Source organism: Umezawaea sp. Da 62-37 (assembly GCF_032460545.1).
Lineage (GTDB): Bacteria > Actinomycetota > Actinomycetes > Mycobacteriales > Pseudonocardiaceae > Umezawaea.
On sequence record NZ_CP135965.1, the window covers coordinates 3722945 to 3740732 of the forward strand.

Genomic DNA, 17788 nt, shown 5'->3' on the forward strand with positions numbered 1-17788 from the left:
CGACACGGGGTGTCTGGGGGTTCGACTCGCGCGGGGTTAGGGGGTGGGGACGCCGGGGACGAGGATGGTTTCGACGCGGGTGCCGGGGGTGGGGGCGGTGGGGCCGGTGCCGGCGGCGATCCAGGCGACGGCGAGGCCGGAGGCGGCGAGTTCGACGGCGCCGTGGGTGTGGATGCCGGTGCCGGGGCGGAGCAGGTGCCGGACCTGGCCGACGCATTCGGCCGTGCCGACGACGAAGGCGGCGCGGCGCAGTTCGGCTTCCGCCTGGGGTGTGCGCTGGTCGGCGGCGCCGGGGCCGAGGCCGATCACGGCGAGTCGGCCGCGTGGCAGCACGCGGGCCGCGGCGACGGTCACGTTGTCGCCCTTGACCTTTTCCGCCGCCAGCTCGACCGGCGCACCGGCCGCGAGGTCCACCGCGCCGCACAGCGCGGCGGCCTCGGCGACGCTGGGCGTGCCCACCACCAAGGCGACACCGTCGCTCGGGTTCGGCACGTCGACGTCGGCGAGCACCTCGGCGGAGAACGTCAGCAGCGGGGCCGTGGTGTTGTCGTTCCAGAAACCCCAGTCCTCCAGGGCGTCCAGGATGCCCTGTTCGCCCGCTTTGCGGTCGGCCGTCGCGAACGCCCGCACCGCGCGGAGGTCCAACCCGGCACGAGCCTCCAATTCGGACAAGGCGGACGCGACGGCCGTGGTGGACACGCCGGTGCCCGAGCCGACGCCGACCACCAGGGTCCGGGGGACGAGCCGCAGTTCGGTGTCCGGCCGCACGCCCTTGGGGACGCGGTCGTCGATCACGATCGTCCAGTCGGCCTCGCCGTGCGACAGCACCGTGTCCGGCAGCGCGGGCAGCGGGAACCCCAGCGGGTTCACCAGCAGCACCGGCTGTCCGGCGGCCAACGCGGCGGCGCACCCGGCGAGGTCGCCGTCGGGGGTGGCGTCGAGCAGTTCGACCAGCTCGTCCAGCGGGCCGTCCTCCTCGGCGGAACCGAGGATCGGGGTGCGGCCGAGGACGTCCGCGACGCGTTCGGCGAGCGCGTCCGCGCCACCGGCCAGCGAGATCGCGAACCCCTGGTCGACGCACACGACGCCGGGGTCGGATCGCCTGTCCCGCAACAGGGGCGCGATCAACCGCACGGCGGTCTCGGTGCCCAGGAAGAACACCGCGGACCCCAGGCTCGGCCACAACCTGTGCAGCGCGGGCCGCACGGGGCCGTCCGGGATCACCGTGTCCGGGCCCAGGAACGGGGCCAGCTCGGTGGCGGCGCGACGGCCCGCCTCGGTCGTCGCGAACAGGCCGATCACGTGCTGCTCCCCCAGAGGACGGTGACGGGGTCGGTCGCGGCGAGCGCGCCGCCGACCAACCGGGCCGAGGACAACAGGCTGCCCTCGACGGTGTACCCGGCGTCGCGCAGCGCGTCCCGCGCGGGCACGACCCGGTCCAGTTCCGGCACCGCCGCGACCACGCGCGGGGCACCCACCTTCGCGCAGGCGGCGACCACGAACGCGCCGCCTCCGCCGACGAACACCGCGTCCGGCCGGGGCAGGTCGCCCAGCACGTCGGCCAGCTCGGCCTCCTCGACTCGCACGTCAACGCCGTGCGCGGAGGCGTTCGCGATGATCCGCACGCACTGCACGGGGTCGCGGTCCACCGCGACCACGGCGGCACCCAGCCGGGCGCACTCGACGCCGACGGCTCCCGGTCCGGCGCCGATGTCCCACACCAGCACGCCGGGCCGCGGGGCGAGGCGGGCCAGTACCAGCGCGCGCACCTCGGCGTTCGCGATCATGGTGCTTCCCCGGTGCGCGAACCTGTCGTCGGGCAGTGCCCAGCCGTCGACACCGGGGGTGAACTCGTTGTCCGCCAGGCAGATCACGTCCGCCGAGCGCCACGGGCGGACCACCGCGTCGGCCGGGTCCACAGTGGACAGCTGCTCGGTCGGGCCGCCGAGGTCCTCGGCGACGACGAGCGTGCGCCGCCACCCCGCGAGGCCGCGGGCCAGCTCGGCCACGGGCGCGTTGCGCACCAGCACGGACGAGCGGGCCCGGCACACGTTCAGCGCCGCCGCCGGGTTCGCCGCCGCGTCCACGACGACGACCCGGTCCCAGGAGCGGCCCGCGATCGTGGCGAACCGGTGCAGCGACGTGAGATCGGCGGTCATGGGATCAGTGCGCGCGCTTCGTCTTCTTGGTCCGCGGCATGGACGGCCTGCGCGGCGTCGTGCTGACCTGGACGGTCCTGCTCGGCGTCGCGGCGGCGACCGCGCGCGGCTTCGGACCCTCGACGGGGTCCCCCGCCGACTCCGAACCCGACTCCGACACCGAACCCGGCTCCGACACCGCCGACAGCACGGGCTCCGCGGACGCCTCCGGAGCCTCGCCGGCGTCCACGGTGACGACCCGCGGCCTGCGCGCGCTCTCCTGCCAGTCGCGGACGGCCGACCAGGCGGCGACCGACGTCTCCGTCTCCGGCGCCGGTTCCACGGCCACGTCGGTGATCTCCGGCGCCAGGTCGGTGCGCGCGCTGATCCGGCCGTGGCGACCGGCCCGCACGGACCACTTCGACGGCCGGGCCTTGCGCACGGGCTCGTCGGACGCCTCGACCGGCGCGTCGGACTTGCGGAACCCGGTGCCGCGCACGCGGCTGCTGGGCTTGAGCACCTTGCCGACGAGGAACATCGTGGTGCGGTAGAGCTTGTGCTCCTTCACCGACGCCTCCAGCCCGGCGAGCGTGGTGTGCGCGATCGTCTCGTCCGGCCAGGAAACCTTGTACGCCACCACGATCGGCGTGTCCTCGGGGTACCCGCCCGCGCGCAGCTTCTCGACCAGCTGGCCGGTGCGCGCGGCGGACAGGGAGATCGCCATCGTGGTGCCGTGGCCCGCGAACTCCTGGAGGTGCTCGCTGCCCTCGGGACCGGTGAGGATCAGCGACTGCGCGACCTCGGACGTGGTCAGCTCACGGCCGATCGCCGCGGCGGCCGCGGAGAACTGGGAGACGCCGGGCACGATCTCCAGGTCGAGGCCGAGCCTGGCGCACGTGTCGTACTGGTCCTGCACGTCGCTCCACAGCGACGGGTCGCCCGCGTGCAGCCGCACGACCTTGAGCCTGCCCGCCGCGGCCCGGCGGTAGACCTCGATCACCTCTTCGTGTGACACACGGGAGAAGTCGATCAACTCGGCCTCGGGGCGGGCGTGCTCGCGGACGCACTCGACGTCGATCGCGCTCGGCGCCCACACGACGACATCCGCCTCCGCGATGCGCTTGGCGCCGCGCAGGGTGATGAGATCGGCGGCACCGGGACCGGCGCCCACGAAGGAAATCCGACCAGACATCACTTCGGCTCCCCAAGAGGAATCAGATACAGCGGACGGCGTTCTTGATCGACACAGTGTGCGGAAGGAGGAGAGACGACCGTACCGTCCGGTGGCGCTCCACTATCGAGTGGCCTCGTAGGTGACCTCGGCGGACGCGCAAGCGCGCACGAACCTGGCCACGGATTCCGGTATCGCGGCGGGGTGCGTGTGCAGATACGAGGCGTGCACACCTCCGACCGCGAATCCCTCCGCGACGGGCTTGCGGTCGTTCCCGCGCCACTGCCACGCCGACTGCGAGCCCTGCGCCGGGGTGAGGACCGTGCGGTGGAACTCGTGCCCGGTGACCCGCTCGCCCGCGCGCGACAGCACGGAGTCGGACGGCGCCACCGCGTCGCGGTAGCCAAGCGTGAGCCGGGGCGACATCGACCCCTCCGCGTCCAGCACCCCGCACATCGGCACGCCGTCGAGGCTGCGCGCGAGGTACAGCAGCCCGCCGCACTCGGCGTGGACCGGCGCGCCGGAGCGGGCCAGCGCGGCGATGGCGGCGCGCAGGGAGGCGTTGTGGGACAGGGCTTCCGCGTGCTGCTCGGGGAACCCGCCTGGCAGCACCAGACCGGACGTGCCCTCGGGCAACTCGGCGTCCCGGAGCGGATCCACGATCACCACGTCCGCGCCCGCGGCCCGCAGCAGCTCCACGTGCTCGGCGTAGCCGAAGGTGAACGCCGCCCCGCCCGCGATGGCGACGACCGGCTCACCGGACACCGCCTCGACCTCGGCGGTCGCGTTCCACGCGGGCACGGCCATCGCGGGCGCGACGGCGGCCAGCCTGCGCACGGCGTCCAGGTCGACGTGCTTGGCGACGGCGTCCGCGATGGCGTCGACCGCGGCCAGCGCCTCCGGGCCGTGCTCGACGGCGGTGACCAGGCCGAGGTGCCGCGACGGCAGCGAGAACGCCGGGTCGCGCGGCAGCACGCCCATGACCTCCAGGCCGACCTCCGCGCACGCGTCGCGCAGCACCTGCTCGTGCCGCTCGGAGCCGACCTGGTTGAGGATCACGCCGCCGATCCGGACCGTCGGGTCGTAGCCGCGGAAGCCGTGCAGCAGGGCGGCGAGGCTGCGGCTCTGGCCGCGCGCGTCGACCACGAACAGCACGGGGGCGGCCAGCAGCTTCGCGACGTGCGCGGTCGACCCGAGGCCCTCGGTGCCGATGCGCCCGTCGAACAGGCCCATCACACCCTCGACCACGGCGATGTCCGTGCCGCGCGAGCCGTGCGCGAACAGGCTCGCGACCTTCTGCTCGCCCACCATGACGGGGTCGAGGTTGCGGCCGGGCAGTCCGGTCGCGACGCCGTGGTAGCCGGGGTCGATGTAGTCCGGGCCGACCTTGAACGGCGCCACGCGGCTGCCCGCCCGGCGCAGCGCGGCCATCAGCCCGGTCGCCACGGTGGTCTTGCCGCTCCCGGACGCGGGGGCGGCCACCACCAGCCGATTCACCACTCGATCCCCTTCTGGCCCTTCTGCCCGTCGTCCATGGGGTGCTTCACCTTGGACATCTCCACCACCAGGTCGGCGGCTTCCAGCAGCGCGGGCGGCGCGTACCTGCCGGTGATCACGACGTGCTGGTGGCCGGGCCTGTCCTTCAGGGTGGCCACCACCTCGTCGACGTCCACCCAGCCCCAGTGCATGGGGTAGGTGAACTCGTCCAGAACGTACAGGCCGTGCCGCTCGTCCGCGATCCTCCGGGAGATCTCGCGCCAGCCCTCGAGCGCCGCGGTGGCGTGGTCCTGCTCGGTGCCCTGCTTGCGGGTCCAGGACCAGCCCTCGCCCATCTTGTGCCACTCGACCGCGCCGCCGACGCCGGTCTCGTCGTGCACCCTGCCGAGCGCCTTGAACGCCTCCTCCTCGCCGACCTTCCACTTCGCCGACTTCACGAACTGGAACACGCCGATGGACCAGCCCTGGTTCCAGCCGCGCAGCGCGAGGCCGAACGCCGAGGTGGACTTCCCCTTCATCTCACCGGTGTGGACCATCAGCAGCGGCCGGTTGCGGCGCTGGCGCGTGGTCAGGCCGTCCTTCGGGACGGACGTCGGTTGTCCTTGTGGCACCGGGATCTCCTAGGCGGCGCGGGCCGCGCGGACGACACCGGCGACCTGGTCGGCGGACAGTTCTTCCAGGCGCAGGCACGCGCCGTCCAGCGCGACGGCGACCTTGGCCGCCAGGCCGAGCCGGACGGGCCCGTGCTCGCAGTCGACCACCACGGAGGCGGTGCCGTCGGCGGCCAGCAGGCCCGCGGCGCGCAGCGCGTCCCGCATCGGGTCGCCGCCCGCCCCGGTCGACGTGGCGCGGCCGTCGGTGAGCAGGACCAGCAGCGGGCGGCGGCGCGGGTCGCGCAGCCGTTCGACCTCCAGCAGCCTGCGGGCCTTGAGCAGCCCGTCCGCCAGCGGCGTGCGGCCGCCGGTGCGGAGCCCGCGCAACCGGGCCGCGGCGGCGTCGACGGAACTGGTCGGCGGGAGCGCCACGTCGGCGGTCGAACCGCGGAACGTGATCACGCCCACCTTGTCCCGGCGCTGGTAGGCGTCGCGGAGCAGGGAGATCACCGCGCCGCTGACCGCGGACATCCGCTGCCGGGCGGCCATCGAGCCGGACGCGTCGACGACGAAGAGGACGAGGTTGCCCTCCTTGCCCTCGCGCACCGACAGGCGCAGGTCGCCTGCCCGCAGCACGAGTCCGGGACCACTGCGGCCGCGGGAGTTCTGGTGCGGCGCGGCGGCGGCGAGCGTGCCGATCAGGTGCAGACCAGCTCCGTCCACAGTGGACGATCGGACCACCTGGCCCGCACGGGCGCGGGCGCGGGAACGCTTGCCCGGAGCGCCTTCGCCGACGCCGGGCACCTGGAGCAGGCGGGCGCGGAACGCGGGCGCGGGCGCGGCGGGCGGACGTTCCTTGGAACCGCCCTGCTGAGGTTTCTGCTGCTGCGCCCCGGTGTTCTCCTGGCTTTCCGGCGCTTGCCCACCCCCGTCGCCGCCGTCGTCCGGGCCGTCGGGTTCCGGCGGGCCGTCCGGCTCCTCGTCGGCGTGCTCGGCCGCCTGCCGCATCGCGTCGGCGAGCTGCTCCTCCTCCAGGCCCGGCTCGTCGAACGGGTCGCGGCGCTTGCGGTGCGGCAGCGCGAGCCGCACGGCGGCCTCGACGTCGGCCTCCTCGACCACGTCCGCGCCGCGCCAGGCGGCGTGCGCCGCGGCGGTGCGGGCGACGACCAGGTCGGCGCGCATGCCGTCGACCTCGAAGGCCGCGCAGACGCCCGCGATGCGGCGCAGCTCGGAATCCGGCAGCTCCACGGTCGGCAGCGCCGCGCGGGCGGTCACGATGCGTTCGGCCAGCTCGGCGTCCACGGACTCCCAGCGCGCCGCGAAACCCTCCGGGTCGGCCTCGTAGGCGAGCCTGCGGCGGATGACCTCGGTGCGGGTCGCCACGTCGCGGGAGGCGCGCACGGCGACCGTGAGGCCGAAGCGGTCCAGCAGCTGCGGACGCAGCTCGCCCTCTTCCGGGTTCATGGTCCCGACCAGCAGGAACGACGCCGCGTGCGAGATCGACACGCCCTCGCGCTCGACGTGCGCGCGACCCATCGCGGCCGCGTCCAGCAGCAGGTCGACCAGGTGGTCGTGCAGCAGGTTGACCTCGTCGACGTACAGCACGCCGCGGTGCGCGGCCGCCAGCAGACCGGGTTGGTAGGCGCGGACGCCCTCGGTCAGCGCGCGCTCCAGGTCCAGCGAGCCGACCAGGCGGTCTTCGGTGGCGCCGACGGGCAGTTCGACCAGCCTGGCGGGACGGCGTTCGGAGGCGCCGCCGGTGTGCGGGCCGTCGGGGCACTCGGTGTCGACCAGCGGGTCGCAGCCGAACCGGCAGCCCGGCACGACGGCCAGTTCCGGCAGCAGCGCGGCGAGCGCGCGCACGACGGTCGACTTCGCGGTGCCCTTCTCACCCCTGACCAGCACACCGCCGATGCCGGGGTGCACCGCGTTCAACAGCAGGGCCAATCGCAGGTCGTCGTGACCGACGACGGCGGAAAAGGGGAAGCGCGAGGTCATGCGGGGAGGTCCTTCCTCGGGTGTCCACGCCCGTGTCCGGTGGTGGTGACTCGGGGGTCGAGTTCCTGACTCCCGGATCTCTCCCACCCGGTCACAGTGGCGGGACCGCGCCGGATTCCCACCGGCTTCCTCGCACACCCCTACAGCGCTCGCATCGTCGCATCCCGCCGGGCGGTGACCAACCCCTCGGCGAGTCTGATCACATCCGCGCGGGGTGCGCGACCGGCCGCGCGAGCGGGCGGGGGGACCCGGAGCCCCCGGATGTGGAGCTGGTCCGGGCGGCCCGGAGCGGCGGGGTGGCGGCCCTGGGGTCTTGCTGACCGGGTCGCGCCGGGCGGACTTCAGGGGCTACGACGCTCCGGGGGCGACCAGGTCCTCGGCGAGCCCCATCACACCCGCCCGCACCCGTTCCACCGGCATCCCGCGCTGGTGGACGAGGTAGTGGATGTGCGCGGCGCGCAAGTTCACCAGCAGCGACTCGGCCCGGAACTCCGCGTCGCCGCCGGGGTGCAGCCGCTCGACCAGGCCGATCAGGCCGTCCCGGATCGGCTCCATCCCGCCGCCGCAGGCGTACGAGCGCGACACCTGCTCGAACGCCCGCACCAGCGGCAACGTCTCCACGACGTGGTCGAACAGCTCCCGCGCGAACAGGATCACCCGTTCGGCCGCGCTCTTGTCCTCGTCCTCCAGGATCAGGGCCGCGCGCTCCCGCCAGCCCTCCCCCGCCTTCAGCGCCAACGCCTCGACCAGGCCCTCGCGGTCGCCGAACCGGCGGAACACCGTGCCCTTGCCGACGCCGGCGGCCACCGCCACGTCGTCCATGCAGATCGCCTCGAGCCCGCGTTCGTCGATCAGGCACTTGGCGGCGACCAGGATCGCCTCGCGGTTGCGCACCGCGTCCGCGCGCTCTCCCACATCGCCCCCTTGACAGAACCGGACTACTGGTCCGTATCGTAGCGCACACAGAAGCGGACCGTCGGTCCGCTACAGGAGGGGGTTCCCATGCGTGCGGTGCGCGTCCACGAGTTCGGCGGTCCCGAGGTGCTCCAGGTGGACGACGTCCCCGACCCGGTCGCCGGGCCGGGCCAGGTGCTGGTCGAGGTGACCGCGATCGGCCTGAACTACGGCGAGGCGCTCCAGCGCTCGCGGGCGTCGGCCGAGCTCTACGACTGGTACCCGCAGCCGCCCCTGCCGACCACCCTCGGCCTGGAGGTCGCGGGTGTCGTCCGCGCCGTCGGCCAGGACGTGTCCGGCGACCTCATCGGCACCGAGGTGCTCGGCTTCTCCCTCACCGGCGGCTACGCCGAACTGGCCGTGCTCCCCGCCGCGGGCGCCATCCCCGTGCCCGACGGCCTGAGCGCGCGCGAGGCACTCGCCCTCTACGTCCAGGGCATCACCGCCCTCGGGCTCCTGGACGCCGCCCGGATCCGGGCGGGCGAGCGCGTGCTGGTCGAGGCTGCCGCGGGCGGGGTCGGCAGCCTCCTGGTGCAGCTCGTCACCCGTGCCGGAGCCACCGCCGTGGCTCTGGCACGGGGCGAGGCCAAACTCGCGCTGGCCAAGGAACTCGGCGCCGACGAGGCCGTCGACTACACGGCGCCGGACTGGACTTCCCGGATCGCACCGGTCGACGTGGTCCTGTCCTCCGTGGGCGGCGAGGTGTCCCGGTCCGCGTTCGACCTGCTCAGCGACGGCGTGGGGCGGATGGTCCTCTACGGCACCGCGTCCGGCTCGTACGCCGACATCCCGGTGAAGGACGTGGTGCGCAAGGGCGTCGCCCTCATCGGCCTGCGCAACCTGTCCGGCGACCCGGCCTACGCCGCGAAGCTGCTCGCGGACGCCTTCGCGCTCGGCGCCTCCGGCGAACTCCGACCCGTGCTCGGGAAGTCCTGGCCGCTGGGCGAGGCCGCTGCGGCGCATCGGGCGCTGGAGGAGCGGAGCACCACGGGGAAGCAGTTCCTGGTTCCCTGAGCCGGACCGCCCGCACGCTCTCCGCGCGCAGTCTCCGCAGGTCGAAGGGCCACTCGGCATAGAACAGGTCGAGCTGGGTGGTCCGCGCGGGTGGACCGCACCCGGCCGGTGGGAGACTGCCGCGGTGAGCGTGAGCACAGGTGACTCGGTGTTCGACTGGATCGACACCCGCGCGGAGGCCCGCGCCAAGGCCGGACTGACCCGCAGGCTGCGGCCGCGACCGGCGACGTCGACGGACCTCGACCTCGCCAGCAACGACTACCTCGGGTTCGCGCGGGACAAGCGGGTGACCGGGGCGGCCGCGGCGGCGTCGATGCGCTGGGGCGCGGGGTCGACGGGGTCGCGGCTGGTGACCGGCAGCACCGAGCTGCACACCGAACTCGAGTACGAGCTCGCGAACTTCTGCGGCGCGCAGTCCGCGCTGGTGTTCTCCTCCGGTTTCGCGGCGAACCTCGGCGCGCTCACGGCGCTGTCCGGGGCGGGCACCGCGATCGTGGCCGACCAGTACATCCACGCCTCCCTGATCGACGGCTGCCGGCTGTCGAAGGCGGACGTGGTCGTCGCGGGCCACACCGACGTTCCGCAGGTGAAGAACGCGCTGGCCACGCGGGGCGAGCGGCGGGCGCTGGTCGTGACGGACTCGGTGTTCTCCGTCGACGGCGACCTCGCGCCGCTGGCCGAGCTGGCGGCGGTGTGCCGCGAGCACGACGCCGCGTTGGTCGTGGACGACGCGCACGGCCTCGGCGTGCTGGGTGAAGGCGGTCGTGGCGCTGTGCACGCGGCGGGGCTGGCGAAGTCGCCGGACGTGGTCACCACGATCACGCTGTCGAAGTCCCTCGGCGCCCAGGGCGGCGCGGTGCTCGGGCCGAGCCGGGTCATCCGCCACCTGGTCGAGACCGCGCGCAGCTTCATCTTCGACACCGGCCTCGCGCCGGGCAGCGTGGCGGCGGCGCTGACCGCGCTGAAGGTGCTGCGCGAGGAACCCGACCGCCCCGGCCGGGCGCTGGCCGCGGCCGTCGAGCTGTCCGAACGCCTGCGCGCGGCGGGTTTCCGGGCCAGCGCGCCGACGGCGGCGGTCGTGTCCGTGCAGGCGCCCTCGCCCGAGGCCGCGTTCGAGTGGGCCGAGGCCTGCCGCGCGGCCGGTGTGGTCGTGGGCTGCTTCCGGCCGCCGTCGGTGCCCGACGGCATCTCGCGGCTGCGGCTGACCGCGCGGGCCGACCTGTCCGAGGCGGACATCGAGCGCGCGGTCCGCGTGATCACCGAGACCGGCGCATCCGCAGGTGCGGGATCCCGTCCTCGATGAACTCCGCGCTCTCGGCCACGAAGCCGAACGAGCCGTAGAAGTCGGCCACGTAGGTCTGCGCGTCCAGCACGCAGTCGACCGTGCCGACCTCGCTCAGCGCGGCCTCGACCAGCCTGCGGCTGTAACCGCGGCCGCGGGCGACGCGGGCCGTGACCACCCGCCCGATCCGGAACGTGCCGTCGGCCTCCTCCAGCAGCCGGAGGTAGGCCAGCGGCTCCGGGCTGCCGTCCACCTCCAGCCACAGGTGCCGGGTGCCGGGTTCGAGGTCGCGGCCGTCCAGGTCCGCGTAGAGGCAGGACTGCTCGATCACGAACACCTCGCTGCGCAACTTCAGCAGCGCGTACAGCTGCGCGGTGGTCAGGTCGGCCGACCACTGCCTGCGCAGCGTGGCGGGGAACGGTGATGTGCGCACACCAGCCTGGATATCACAGCGGACCGGCTCGGAGATGTGATCAGCGGCTCGCCGGCCACCTGTGGACATCCCGGCTCATCCGGCGGCACACGGCATAAGACGACGTCGACGAGCGCGCCGCAGATGACCGCCGGTCTCCAGCAGGCGCCCTCGCCACGCTCCGACACCGGGCGCGACCGCCCGCAGTTCTTCCGGCAAACCCAGCGGCCGACAGTCGAATCCACCGCCCACCGGGAACAGAACATCAAATCTTCCTGTTAGAGTCGTCCGGAGCCGAAGAATCATCGGCGCAGTGCACAGATCGCAACGATCTGTCCGGCACCCTAGGAGGGTCACGCATGTTCCTCGACTTCGGTCAAGTCCCGGCCTTCCTGATCGCCTGCGTGGTCGTGATCCTCACGCCGGGCGTCGACGCCTTCCTGCTGCTGCGCACCTCGATGCGCTCGGGCACGCGGGCGGGCCTGTGGGCGCTGGGCGGCATCCACGCGGCGAGCTTCGTGCAGGTCGGCGTGGTCATCTCGGGACTCGGCGTCGTCCTGGCCCGCTACCCGGTGGTGCTCGTGGCGCTGCGCTGGGTCGGCGCGGCGTACCTGCTGTGGCTGGCGCTGTCGATCACGCGCGGGCTGCTGCGGCGCCCGGAGGTCGACGAGCCGCTGGAGGCCGTGGCCGACCGGCCGTTCCGGCGCGGCTTCCTGACCAACATCACCAACCCGAAGATGCTGCTGTTCTCCCTGGCGTTCCTGCCGCAGTTCATCGGCGCCGGGCAGCCGACGGCCCAGCTGGCGATGCTGGCCGTGGTGTTCCTCGGCCTCGCCGCCCTGTGGGAGCTGCTCATCGTCGTGGCCGCGAGCCGCGTCGCGGGCGGGCTGCACCGCCCCGGCGTCACGACCGCGCTGGACGCGGTGTGCGCGGCGGTGTTCCTCACCATGTCCGTCGGACTGGTCCTCTGACGCCGGGGGTCCCCGTGTCGGCCGCGCGCGCAACGACCAGGGCGTCCCGGACGTCCTGGTTGTTCGTGCGCACCCAACGCGGACCCACGCTCATCCCCTGGCCGCTGGTGGCGATGGCGATCTTCGCCGTCGGGCTGGTGTTCGCCTCCGTCGCCATCGGCCACCAGCTCGACACCTGGCAGGGGCCCGCCTACAGGGGGAACATCCGCGACCGGACCTTCGACGAGGCGAGCATGCGCTCCACCAGGCAGCTGTACGGCGGAGCGGTGATCTCCGCGGCCCTGCTGGTGGTGGCCTCCCCGTTCGTGGCGCTCCGACGGCGGTGGGCAGCGGTCGTCACGACGTGCCTCGCGGTCGTGTCCGTGCCGATGGGGATCCTGTTCGGGATGTTCGAACCCAGCTCGCGCGACAGCAGGAACGCCTACCCCGACTCCGACTGGGCGAGCTTCTGCTCGGCGACCGCGGCACCGCTCATCGTGATCGGCGCCATCGGCACCCTGACCGCCCTGTTCCTGCGCGGGCTCCGCGAACGTCCCGCGCCGCCCGTCCGGCCCGCACCGGGGCGGGTCGACCGGGCGTAGGCCACCCGGTCCGGCCGGGAGTCGCGCTCCCGGCCGGACCACCGGTCACCCCTCGGGCTGCGGCTCGGGCAGGGACGACGTCTCCGCGGGCACCACGGCCAGCTGCTCGGCCACCGCGGCCTCGAAAGCCGCCACCCGCGCGTACACGCCGGGCCTGCCCGCACGGGCGCACCCCTCGCCCCAGGACGTCACGCCGATCAGCTTGCCCCCGGACACCAGCGGGCCACCGGAGTCGCCCTGGCAGGTGTCCACCCCTCCCGCGGGGAACCCGGCGCACACCATCTGGGCCTTGTCGTACTGCGGGTACGCCTCCTGGCAGGCGCTGTCGGTCGACAGCGGCACGGTCGCGCCCAGCAGGTACCGGGACGTGGCGCCCTGCTCGCTGACCCGACCCCACCCGTAGATGTACGCCGAGGTCCCCGCGGCGTACAGGGAGCTGTCGGCGGCACCGGCCAGCGGCATCGTCGGGTACAGCAGCTCCGTGCCGAGGGTCAGCACGGCGACGTCCCGCCCCTGGTCCGCGGTCTGGTAACCGGGGTGCATCCAGATGTCGGTGACGGCGCTGACCACACCGGACTTGCTCTGCTTGTCCTCACGCCCGGCGACCACGCGGACCGAGTCCGCGGTGCGGCCGGACGCGCAGTGCGACGCCGTGAGCACCTTGGTCGGCGCCACCAGGGTGCCACCGCAGAACTGGAAGCCGTTCCCGTCGGTCAGGTACACCACCCACGGGTGGGTGGCGATCGAGACGCGGTCGCCGCCGACGATCCGATCGTCGGCACCCGCGGGTGCCGTGCAGGTCAGCAGGGCCGCCAGTACCGCCACGAACGCGGCAAGACGTCGTTTGGTGTCCCCCACGGGGCCTCCTCCATGAGTCCGGTTGTCCCAAGGAGGTTAGCCAAGACGTACGACAGAACTGGGCTGTTCGGCCCAACGTCAGTTGTTCGGGGAGTTTCCGAACTTGCTCCAGACCTTGCCCGCCGTGCCCGAAAGCACCTCGCCGAACTCGTTGAAGACCTTCATCAGCGGGTCCTCGGAGGTGCTCATCGAGTCCTTGTACGACTTCGCCGCGGACTTGACGTCCTCGGTGAACGAACTGGTCGGCCGGTCGTCCTCGCGGCGCGCGTACTCGCCGGTGAGGATCGCGCGGTACTCCTCGGAGGCCGCCCACTTCTGCAGCTCGGCGGCGCGCACCACGGCCAGCGGGTGCGTCAGCGGCCACGTCTTGACGAGCTTGAGGACGCTGTCGCGGATGTCCTCGACCTGCTCGTACTCCTTGGCCTGCTTGAGGAACTCGGCCGTGTCGATCTGCGAGCCGTCCATGCCGCCCGCCATCGCCACGTGCACGCGCAGCACGGCGGCCGGGTCCTGCACGCACAGCAGCCCGGCGCGGTCGCAGGACAGCTCGGTCTTGCGGTACCACTCGAACAGCGCGGCGATGACCGCGCGGATCGCCCAGTACCCGGCGGGCATCCAGCCGAGGCTGTACTGGAGCTGCATCAGGCGTTGCAGGATCGTCTGGTAGAGCGCGTGCCCGGACAGGACGTGGCCCATCTCGTGCCCGATCGTGAACCGCAGGCCTTCGGTGTCGAGCAGTTCGAGCAGGCCCGTGGTGATCACGATGAACGGCTTGTCGATGCCCAGCGTCGACGCGTTCGGCACCGGGTTGCGCTGCACGAACAACTCGGGCACCGGGTCGATGTCCAAAGTGGCCGCCGTCTCCAGCCGGATCCGGTCCAGGTCCGCGTACTGCTTCGGGCCGACCCTGATCGAGGAGGCGAGGTACACCAGCCGTTCACCGCGCTCGGTGAAGGCCCCGGCCACCGCCTGGAGCACGGGACCGATGCCCGGCACGGCGCGGAGCAGCGCCAACGCGCCCCGGTCCGCGGGGTGTTCGTACGCCCGCGGACTGATACCGGCGAAGCGCACCCTGGCCGTCGAACGTTCGATCTCATCCGTCATTCGTCCGAGGCTAGCCAGATTCCGCGCTTCGGGTTGCCGAAACCGGTCGAACACCGTGCAGACTGTCGCGATGACCGCTGACGTGCTCGGTGCCGACTTCGGGACCCGGACCCTGTCCCTGGGCGAAGCCACCGCCACCCTGGTGCGCCACCGCGCGCAAGAAGCCACCAGAGGAGCCATCCTCCACGTGCACGGCTGGGCCGACTACTTCTTCCAGCGCCACGTGGCCGAGCACTACGCGGCCCTCGGGTTCGACTTCTACGCCGTCGACCTGCGCTCCTACGGCCGGTCGCTGAAGCAGGGCGAGACGCCCAACTTCGTCACCGACCTCGCCGACCACCTCGCCGACGTCGACGAGGCCGTGCGCGTGATCCGCCAGGAGGACGGCCACTCGAAGCTGGTCCTGATGGGACACTCGACCGGCGGCCTGATCACCAGCCTGTGGGCGCACGAGCGGCGCGCGGACGGCCTGCTGGACGCGCTCGTGCTCAACAGCCCGTGGTTCGAACTGGCCGAGCCGTGGATCATGCGGACGGTCGGCACGGCCGTGGTGCGCGGCATCGGCGGGGTGGCGCCGAAGCTCGTGGTCAAGCCGGGCCTGGGACCGGTGTACGGCCAGAGCATCCACCGCGACCACCACGGCGAGTGGGACTTCGACCTCGCGTGGAAGCCGATCGAGGCGTTCCCGGTGCACGCGGGCTGGCTGCGGACGATCCGGATGGGCCACGCGAAGCTCCAGGGTGGACTCGACGTGCGGGTTCCCGTGCTCGTCCTGCGGTCCGGCGCGAGCCACCTGCACGCGAAGGCGTGGACGGAGCGGGCGATGGTGTCGGACACGGTGCTGGACGTGGCGGACATCGAGCGGTGGGCGCCGAAGCTGGGCGGGCGGGTGACGTCGCTCGCAGTCCAGGACGGGATGCACGACCTGTTCCTGTCCGCCGCGGCGGTCCGGGAGCGGACTTTCGCGGCGGTCGACGAGTTCCTGGACCGCGGGTGACGACGGCTCCGGGGCAGGACTAGCCGAGTTCGTGCGGCTGCGGGCGGTGGTGGACGTACTCGACGATGGTGCCGTCCGGATGCCTGGCCGTGAGGCCCGCGCCGGTCGGCACGTCGATCCGGGCGTCGAGGATCTCCGCGCCTTCGGCGACAAGCCGGTCCTCGTACTCGCCGAGGTCGGCCACGAGCAGGGTGCCGTGCGTGGCGCGGAAGGGTTCGAGGATCTCGTCGGCACCTTCCACCAGCAGGAACGCGCCGACGGTCGCGATCGCCAGGCCCTTCTCCGGGTACGGGGTGCGCAGGTCGACCTCGACGCCCTGGAGGTGTTCGTAGAAGGCGATCGCGTCGTCGAGCCCGCCCAGGGGGACGAACGCGCGGATGTAGGGGCGCGGTTCGGTGCGGGCGGAGGAGTCGGGGTCGCGGCGCCGGAGCTGTTCGGTCATGGGGCCAGCCTGGCCGGTGCGGGTCCACCGCACGAGACAGGCGTTCGTGGGGTTACCCGTGGTCATAGGCTCGGGGACATGGCTGTGAAGCAGGAGCTGGGGTTGTTCCTCCGGGCGCACCGGGAGCGGTTGGCGCCCGCGGACGTGGGGCTGGTGGGCGGGGCGCGGCGGCGCACGCCCGGACTGCGGCGGGAGGAGGTCGCGGCGCTGTCCGGGGTGGGACTGGCCTGGTACACGTGGTTGGAGCAGGGGCGGGTGGACACGTCGCGGCAGGTGCTCGACGCGGTGGCGCGGGCGCTTCGGCTGGACGCGGACGCGCACCGGCACGTGCTGGCGCTGGCCGGGCTGCGCGCGGTGGCCGACGAGGTCGTCGACCTGGCGGCGGTGCTGCGGCCGGTGGTCGACGGGTGGCCGGGGCCCGCGGTCGCGGTGGACCGCAGGCTGGACGTGGTCGCGGCCAACCGGGCGCACCGGGACCTCTGGCGGCTGTCGGAGCGCAACCTCGTGCTGCTGCTGACCGATCCCGCCGTTCGCGACCGGATGCCGGAGTGGGAACCGTTGGCGCAGAACGTGTTCCGCCGGTTCCGCGGGCACGCCGACCGCTGCCCGGAGGATCCGCGCACCCGTGAGCTGCTGGCCGAGTTCGCCGCCCGGCGACCGGAACTGGCGTGCTGGTGGGAATGCCGGTCCGTGCAGGAGTTCCGGACCACGACCGCGTGCGTGGACGACCGGCCGTGGACGTTCTCGCTGCTGCGTCCCGGCGAGGATCCCGAAGCGGGCGTGCTGCTGCTCAGCGCGGGTGGGCGCTAGCGCTTTTCGGGGCGCGGCAACAGGATGTGGACGGCGAAGCCCGCGAGCGTGGCGAGGACCGCCTGGTAGGCGATGGAGAGTTCGCGCTGGGACGCGATGAAGAACACCGGGTCCAGGTCGGTGGTGACGAGGTTCGCCATGGTGGCCAGGCCGGTGACGTGCCAGCCGAAGAAGCCCGCGCTCCAGACGACGAGCGGCCACCGGCTGCGGTCCGGGCGGCGCAGCAGCAGGTAGGCGGAGAACGCCGCGGCCGCGTTGAAGACGACCGCGGCGGCACCCAGCTCCGGCGCGGCGGCGGTCGGCAGGGTCGTGAGGGTCTGCGCCACCGCGAGGAAGATGACCAGCCAGGCACCGAGTCGGGTCTTGTCCACGGCGCACTAGATCACGCCCGCGCGGGCCGCGGCCAACGCGGCCAGCGCGCAGCGCTCGGCGACGGCGGCGTCCACGGGTTCGCGGGTGATGAAGACGCGGTAGAACAGCGGGCCGCAGGCGGCGCGGACCACCTCGACCGGGTCGACGGTGGCGGGCAGCTCACCCCGTTCGACCGCGCGGACGACGAGTTCGGCCGCGGCCCGGTGCCGGGCGGCGTAGTAGGCGCTCATCGCCTCGGCGGCGACGGCCGACTGGAACGCGGCGGCCACGAGGGCCGAGGGGACCAGGCGCTCGTGGGGATCGCCGAAGGTCAGGGCGATCTCCGTCGTGACGGCGATCAGGTCGCCCTCCACCGTGCCGGTGTCCGGCGGCCGCCACCCGCTCGCCGCGGTGCGGTCGAGCGCGTCGACCAGGATCGCGTCGACGCTGCCCCAGCGCCGGTACACGGTGGTCTTGTGCACGCCTGCGCGGCCGGCCACGTTGTCGACGGTCAGGTGCGGGTAGCCGACCTCGGCCAGTTCGTCGTACACGGCGGACAGGACGGCGTCGCGGACTCGGGCGGAGCGGCCGCCGGGACGAGCGTTCACGGGCTTT

19 protein-coding genes and 1 riboswitch are annotated in these 17788 nt (G+C 73.3%); of the genes, 6 read left to right on the forward strand and 13 right to left on the reverse strand.

The features are described from left to right. Positions 1 to 36: 36 nt before the first annotated feature. The 7 genes from RM788_RS16375 to RM788_RS16405 form a co-directional block, all read right to left on the reverse strand. Positions 37 to 1302 carry a cobalamin biosynthesis protein gene (locus RM788_RS16375; protein WP_315932534.1) on the reverse strand — a complete coding sequence of 422 codons (1266 nt, stop codon included), beginning with the start codon at positions 1300 to 1302 and terminating at the stop codon, positions 37 to 39. Beyond that, complete coding sequence (locus tag RM788_RS16380) at positions 1299 to 2159, reverse strand: bifunctional cobalt-precorrin-7 (C(5))-methyltransferase/cobalt-precorrin-6B (C(15))-methyltransferase (RefSeq protein ID WP_315932535.1); 861 nt, start codon at positions 2157 to 2159, stop codon at positions 1299 to 1301. Before RM788_RS16380 ends, RM788_RS16375 begins: the two co-directional genes overlap by 4 nt. A gap of 4 nt (positions 2160 to 2163) precedes the next feature. Then, a complete protein-coding gene (locus RM788_RS16385) occupies positions 2164 to 3330 on the reverse strand; it encodes a cobalt-precorrin-4/precorrin-4 C(11)-methyltransferase (protein ID WP_315932536.1) in 1167 nt (388 codons plus the stop codon). Between the two features lie 102 nt (positions 3331 to 3432). Then, positions 3433 to 4809 (reverse strand): cobyrinic acid a,c-diamide synthase CobB, encoded by a 1377-nt coding sequence (locus RM788_RS16390; protein ID WP_315932537.1) that lies wholly within the window; start codon positions 4807 to 4809, stop codon positions 3433 to 3435. Continuing rightward, positions 4803 to 5417, reverse strand: a complete 615-nt coding sequence (cobO, locus tag RM788_RS16395) for a cob(I)yrinic acid a,c-diamide adenosyltransferase (protein WP_315932538.1) — start codon at positions 5415 to 5417, stop codon at positions 4803 to 4805. The genes RM788_RS16390 and cobO overlap by 7 nt, the downstream gene beginning before the upstream one ends. Positions 5418 to 5426: 9 nt before the next feature. After that, on the reverse strand, positions 5427 to 7397 hold the full coding sequence (locus RM788_RS16400) for a putative cobaltochelatase (RefSeq protein ID WP_315932539.1): 1971 nt from the start codon (positions 7395 to 7397) through the stop codon (positions 5427 to 5429). Between the two features lie 59 nt (positions 7398 to 7456). Next, a riboswitch (cobalamin riboswitch) is annotated at positions 7457 to 7529 on the reverse strand. Positions 7530 to 7745: 216 nt separating this feature from the next. Then, positions 7746 to 8312 (reverse strand): TetR/AcrR family transcriptional regulator, encoded by a 567-nt coding sequence (locus RM788_RS16405; RefSeq protein ID WP_315932540.1) that lies wholly within the window; start codon positions 8310 to 8312, stop codon positions 7746 to 7748. An 87-nt stretch (positions 8313 to 8399) separates the two neighbouring features. Between RM788_RS16405 and RM788_RS16410 the strand changes: the two genes are divergently transcribed. Both RM788_RS16410 and RM788_RS16415 read left to right on the forward strand, forming a co-directional pair. Then, positions 8400 to 9365, forward strand: a complete 966-nt coding sequence (locus RM788_RS16410) for a quinone oxidoreductase family protein (protein WP_315932541.1) — start codon at positions 8400 to 8402, stop codon at positions 9363 to 9365. A 124-nt stretch (positions 9366 to 9489) separates the two neighbouring features. Continuing rightward, positions 9490 to 10668, forward strand: a complete 1179-nt coding sequence (locus RM788_RS16415) for an 8-amino-7-oxononanoate synthase (protein ID WP_315932542.1) — start codon at positions 9490 to 9492, stop codon at positions 10666 to 10668. On the opposite strand, the gene RM788_RS16420 is transcribed toward RM788_RS16415, so the two are convergent. Further along, the gene (locus RM788_RS16420) at positions 10622 to 11080 is read right to left on the reverse strand and encodes a GNAT family N-acetyltransferase (protein ID WP_315932543.1); all 459 of its coding nucleotides are present in this window, start codon (positions 11078 to 11080) and stop codon (positions 10622 to 10624) included. The two genes, RM788_RS16415 and RM788_RS16420, sit on opposite strands and share 47 nt — an antisense overlap. Positions 11081 to 11418: 338 nt before the next feature. Here RM788_RS16420 and RM788_RS16425 point away from each other — a divergent pair, with 338 nt between their 5' ends. Continuing rightward, positions 11419 to 12030, forward strand: coding sequence for a LysE family translocator (locus tag RM788_RS16425; protein ID WP_315932544.1), 612 nt, complete (start codon positions 11419 to 11421; stop codon positions 12028 to 12030). A gap of 65 nt (positions 12031 to 12095) precedes the next feature. Beyond that, positions 12096 to 12611 (forward strand): hypothetical protein, encoded by a 516-nt coding sequence (locus RM788_RS16430; RefSeq protein ID WP_315932545.1) that lies wholly within the window; start codon positions 12096 to 12098, stop codon positions 12609 to 12611. Positions 12612 to 12656: 45 nt separating this feature from the next. Here RM788_RS16430 and RM788_RS16435 read toward each other — a convergent pair whose 3' ends face one another. Further along, positions 12657 to 13469: a S1 family peptidase gene (locus tag RM788_RS16435; RefSeq protein ID WP_315932546.1), complete on the reverse strand. Its 813-nt coding sequence runs from the start codon at positions 13467 to 13469 to the stop codon at positions 12657 to 12659. Positions 13470 to 13547: 78 nt separating this feature from the next. Continuing rightward, positions 13548 to 14573, reverse strand: coding sequence for a M48 family metallopeptidase (locus RM788_RS16440; RefSeq protein WP_315932547.1), 1026 nt, complete (start codon positions 14571 to 14573; stop codon positions 13548 to 13550). 70 nt (positions 14574 to 14643) lie between these two features. Between RM788_RS16440 and RM788_RS16445 the strand changes: the two genes are divergently transcribed. Then, entirely contained in the window at positions 14644 to 15570 is a 927-nt protein-coding gene (locus RM788_RS16445; protein ID WP_315932548.1) for an alpha/beta hydrolase, read from the forward strand. 19 nt (positions 15571 to 15589) lie between these two features. Here RM788_RS16445 and RM788_RS16450 read toward each other — a convergent pair whose 3' ends face one another. Beyond that, complete coding sequence (locus RM788_RS16450) at positions 15590 to 16012, reverse strand: VOC family protein (RefSeq protein WP_315932549.1); 423 nt, start codon at positions 16010 to 16012, stop codon at positions 15590 to 15592. 78 nt (positions 16013 to 16090) lie between these two features. On the opposite strand from RM788_RS16450, the gene RM788_RS16455 reads away from it, so the two are divergent. Beyond that, entirely contained in the window at positions 16091 to 16822 is a 732-nt protein-coding gene (locus tag RM788_RS16455) for a helix-turn-helix domain-containing protein (protein ID WP_315932550.1), read from the forward strand. Here RM788_RS16455 and RM788_RS16460 read toward each other — a convergent pair. Together RM788_RS16460 and RM788_RS16465 are read right to left on the reverse strand one after the other, a co-directional pair. Next, positions 16819 to 17193 carry a hypothetical protein gene (locus tag RM788_RS16460; RefSeq protein ID WP_315932551.1) on the reverse strand — a complete coding sequence of 125 codons (375 nt, stop codon included), beginning with the start codon at positions 17191 to 17193 and terminating at the stop codon, positions 16819 to 16821. The two genes, RM788_RS16455 and RM788_RS16460, sit on opposite strands and share 4 nt — an antisense overlap. A gap of 6 nt (positions 17194 to 17199) precedes the next feature. After that, positions 17200 to 17781 (reverse strand): TetR/AcrR family transcriptional regulator, encoded by a 582-nt coding sequence (locus RM788_RS16465; protein WP_315932552.1) that lies wholly within the window; start codon positions 17779 to 17781, stop codon positions 17200 to 17202. Between the last annotated feature and the right edge of the window lie 7 nt (positions 17782 to 17788).

Excerpts from the sequence above, each read along its gene's own strand:
- RM788_RS16380 (WP_315932535.1), bottom strand. The coding sequence starts at position 2,159 with ATGACCGCCGATCTCACGTCGCTGCACCGGTTCGCCACGATCGCGGGC.
- RM788_RS16410 (WP_315932541.1), top strand. The coding sequence starts at position 8,400 with ATGCGTGCGGTGCGCGTCCACGAGTTCGGCGGTCCCGAGGTGCTCCAG.
- RM788_RS16385 (WP_315932536.1), bottom strand. The coding sequence starts at position 3,330 with ATGTCTGGTCGGATTTCCTTCGTGGGCGCCGGTCCCGGTGCCGCCGAT.
- RM788_RS16455 (WP_315932550.1), top strand. The coding sequence starts at position 16,091 with ATGGCTGTGAAGCAGGAGCTGGGGTTGTTCCTCCGGGCGCACCGGGAG.
- RM788_RS16440 (WP_315932547.1), bottom strand. The coding sequence starts at position 14,573 with ATGACGGATGAGATCGAACGTTCGACGGCCAGGGTGCGCTTCGCCGGT.
- RM788_RS16425 (WP_315932544.1), top strand. The coding sequence starts at position 11,419 with ATGTTCCTCGACTTCGGTCAAGTCCCGGCCTTCCTGATCGCCTGCGTG.
- RM788_RS16400 (WP_315932539.1), bottom strand. The coding sequence starts at position 7,397 with ATGACCTCGCGCTTCCCCTTTTCCGCCGTCGTCGGTCACGACGACCTG.
- RM788_RS16445 (WP_315932548.1), top strand. The coding sequence starts at position 14,644 with ATGACCGCTGACGTGCTCGGTGCCGACTTCGGGACCCGGACCCTGTCC.
- RM788_RS16450 (WP_315932549.1), bottom strand. The coding sequence starts at position 16,012 with ATGACCGAACAGCTCCGGCGCCGCGACCCCGACTCCTCCGCCCGCACC.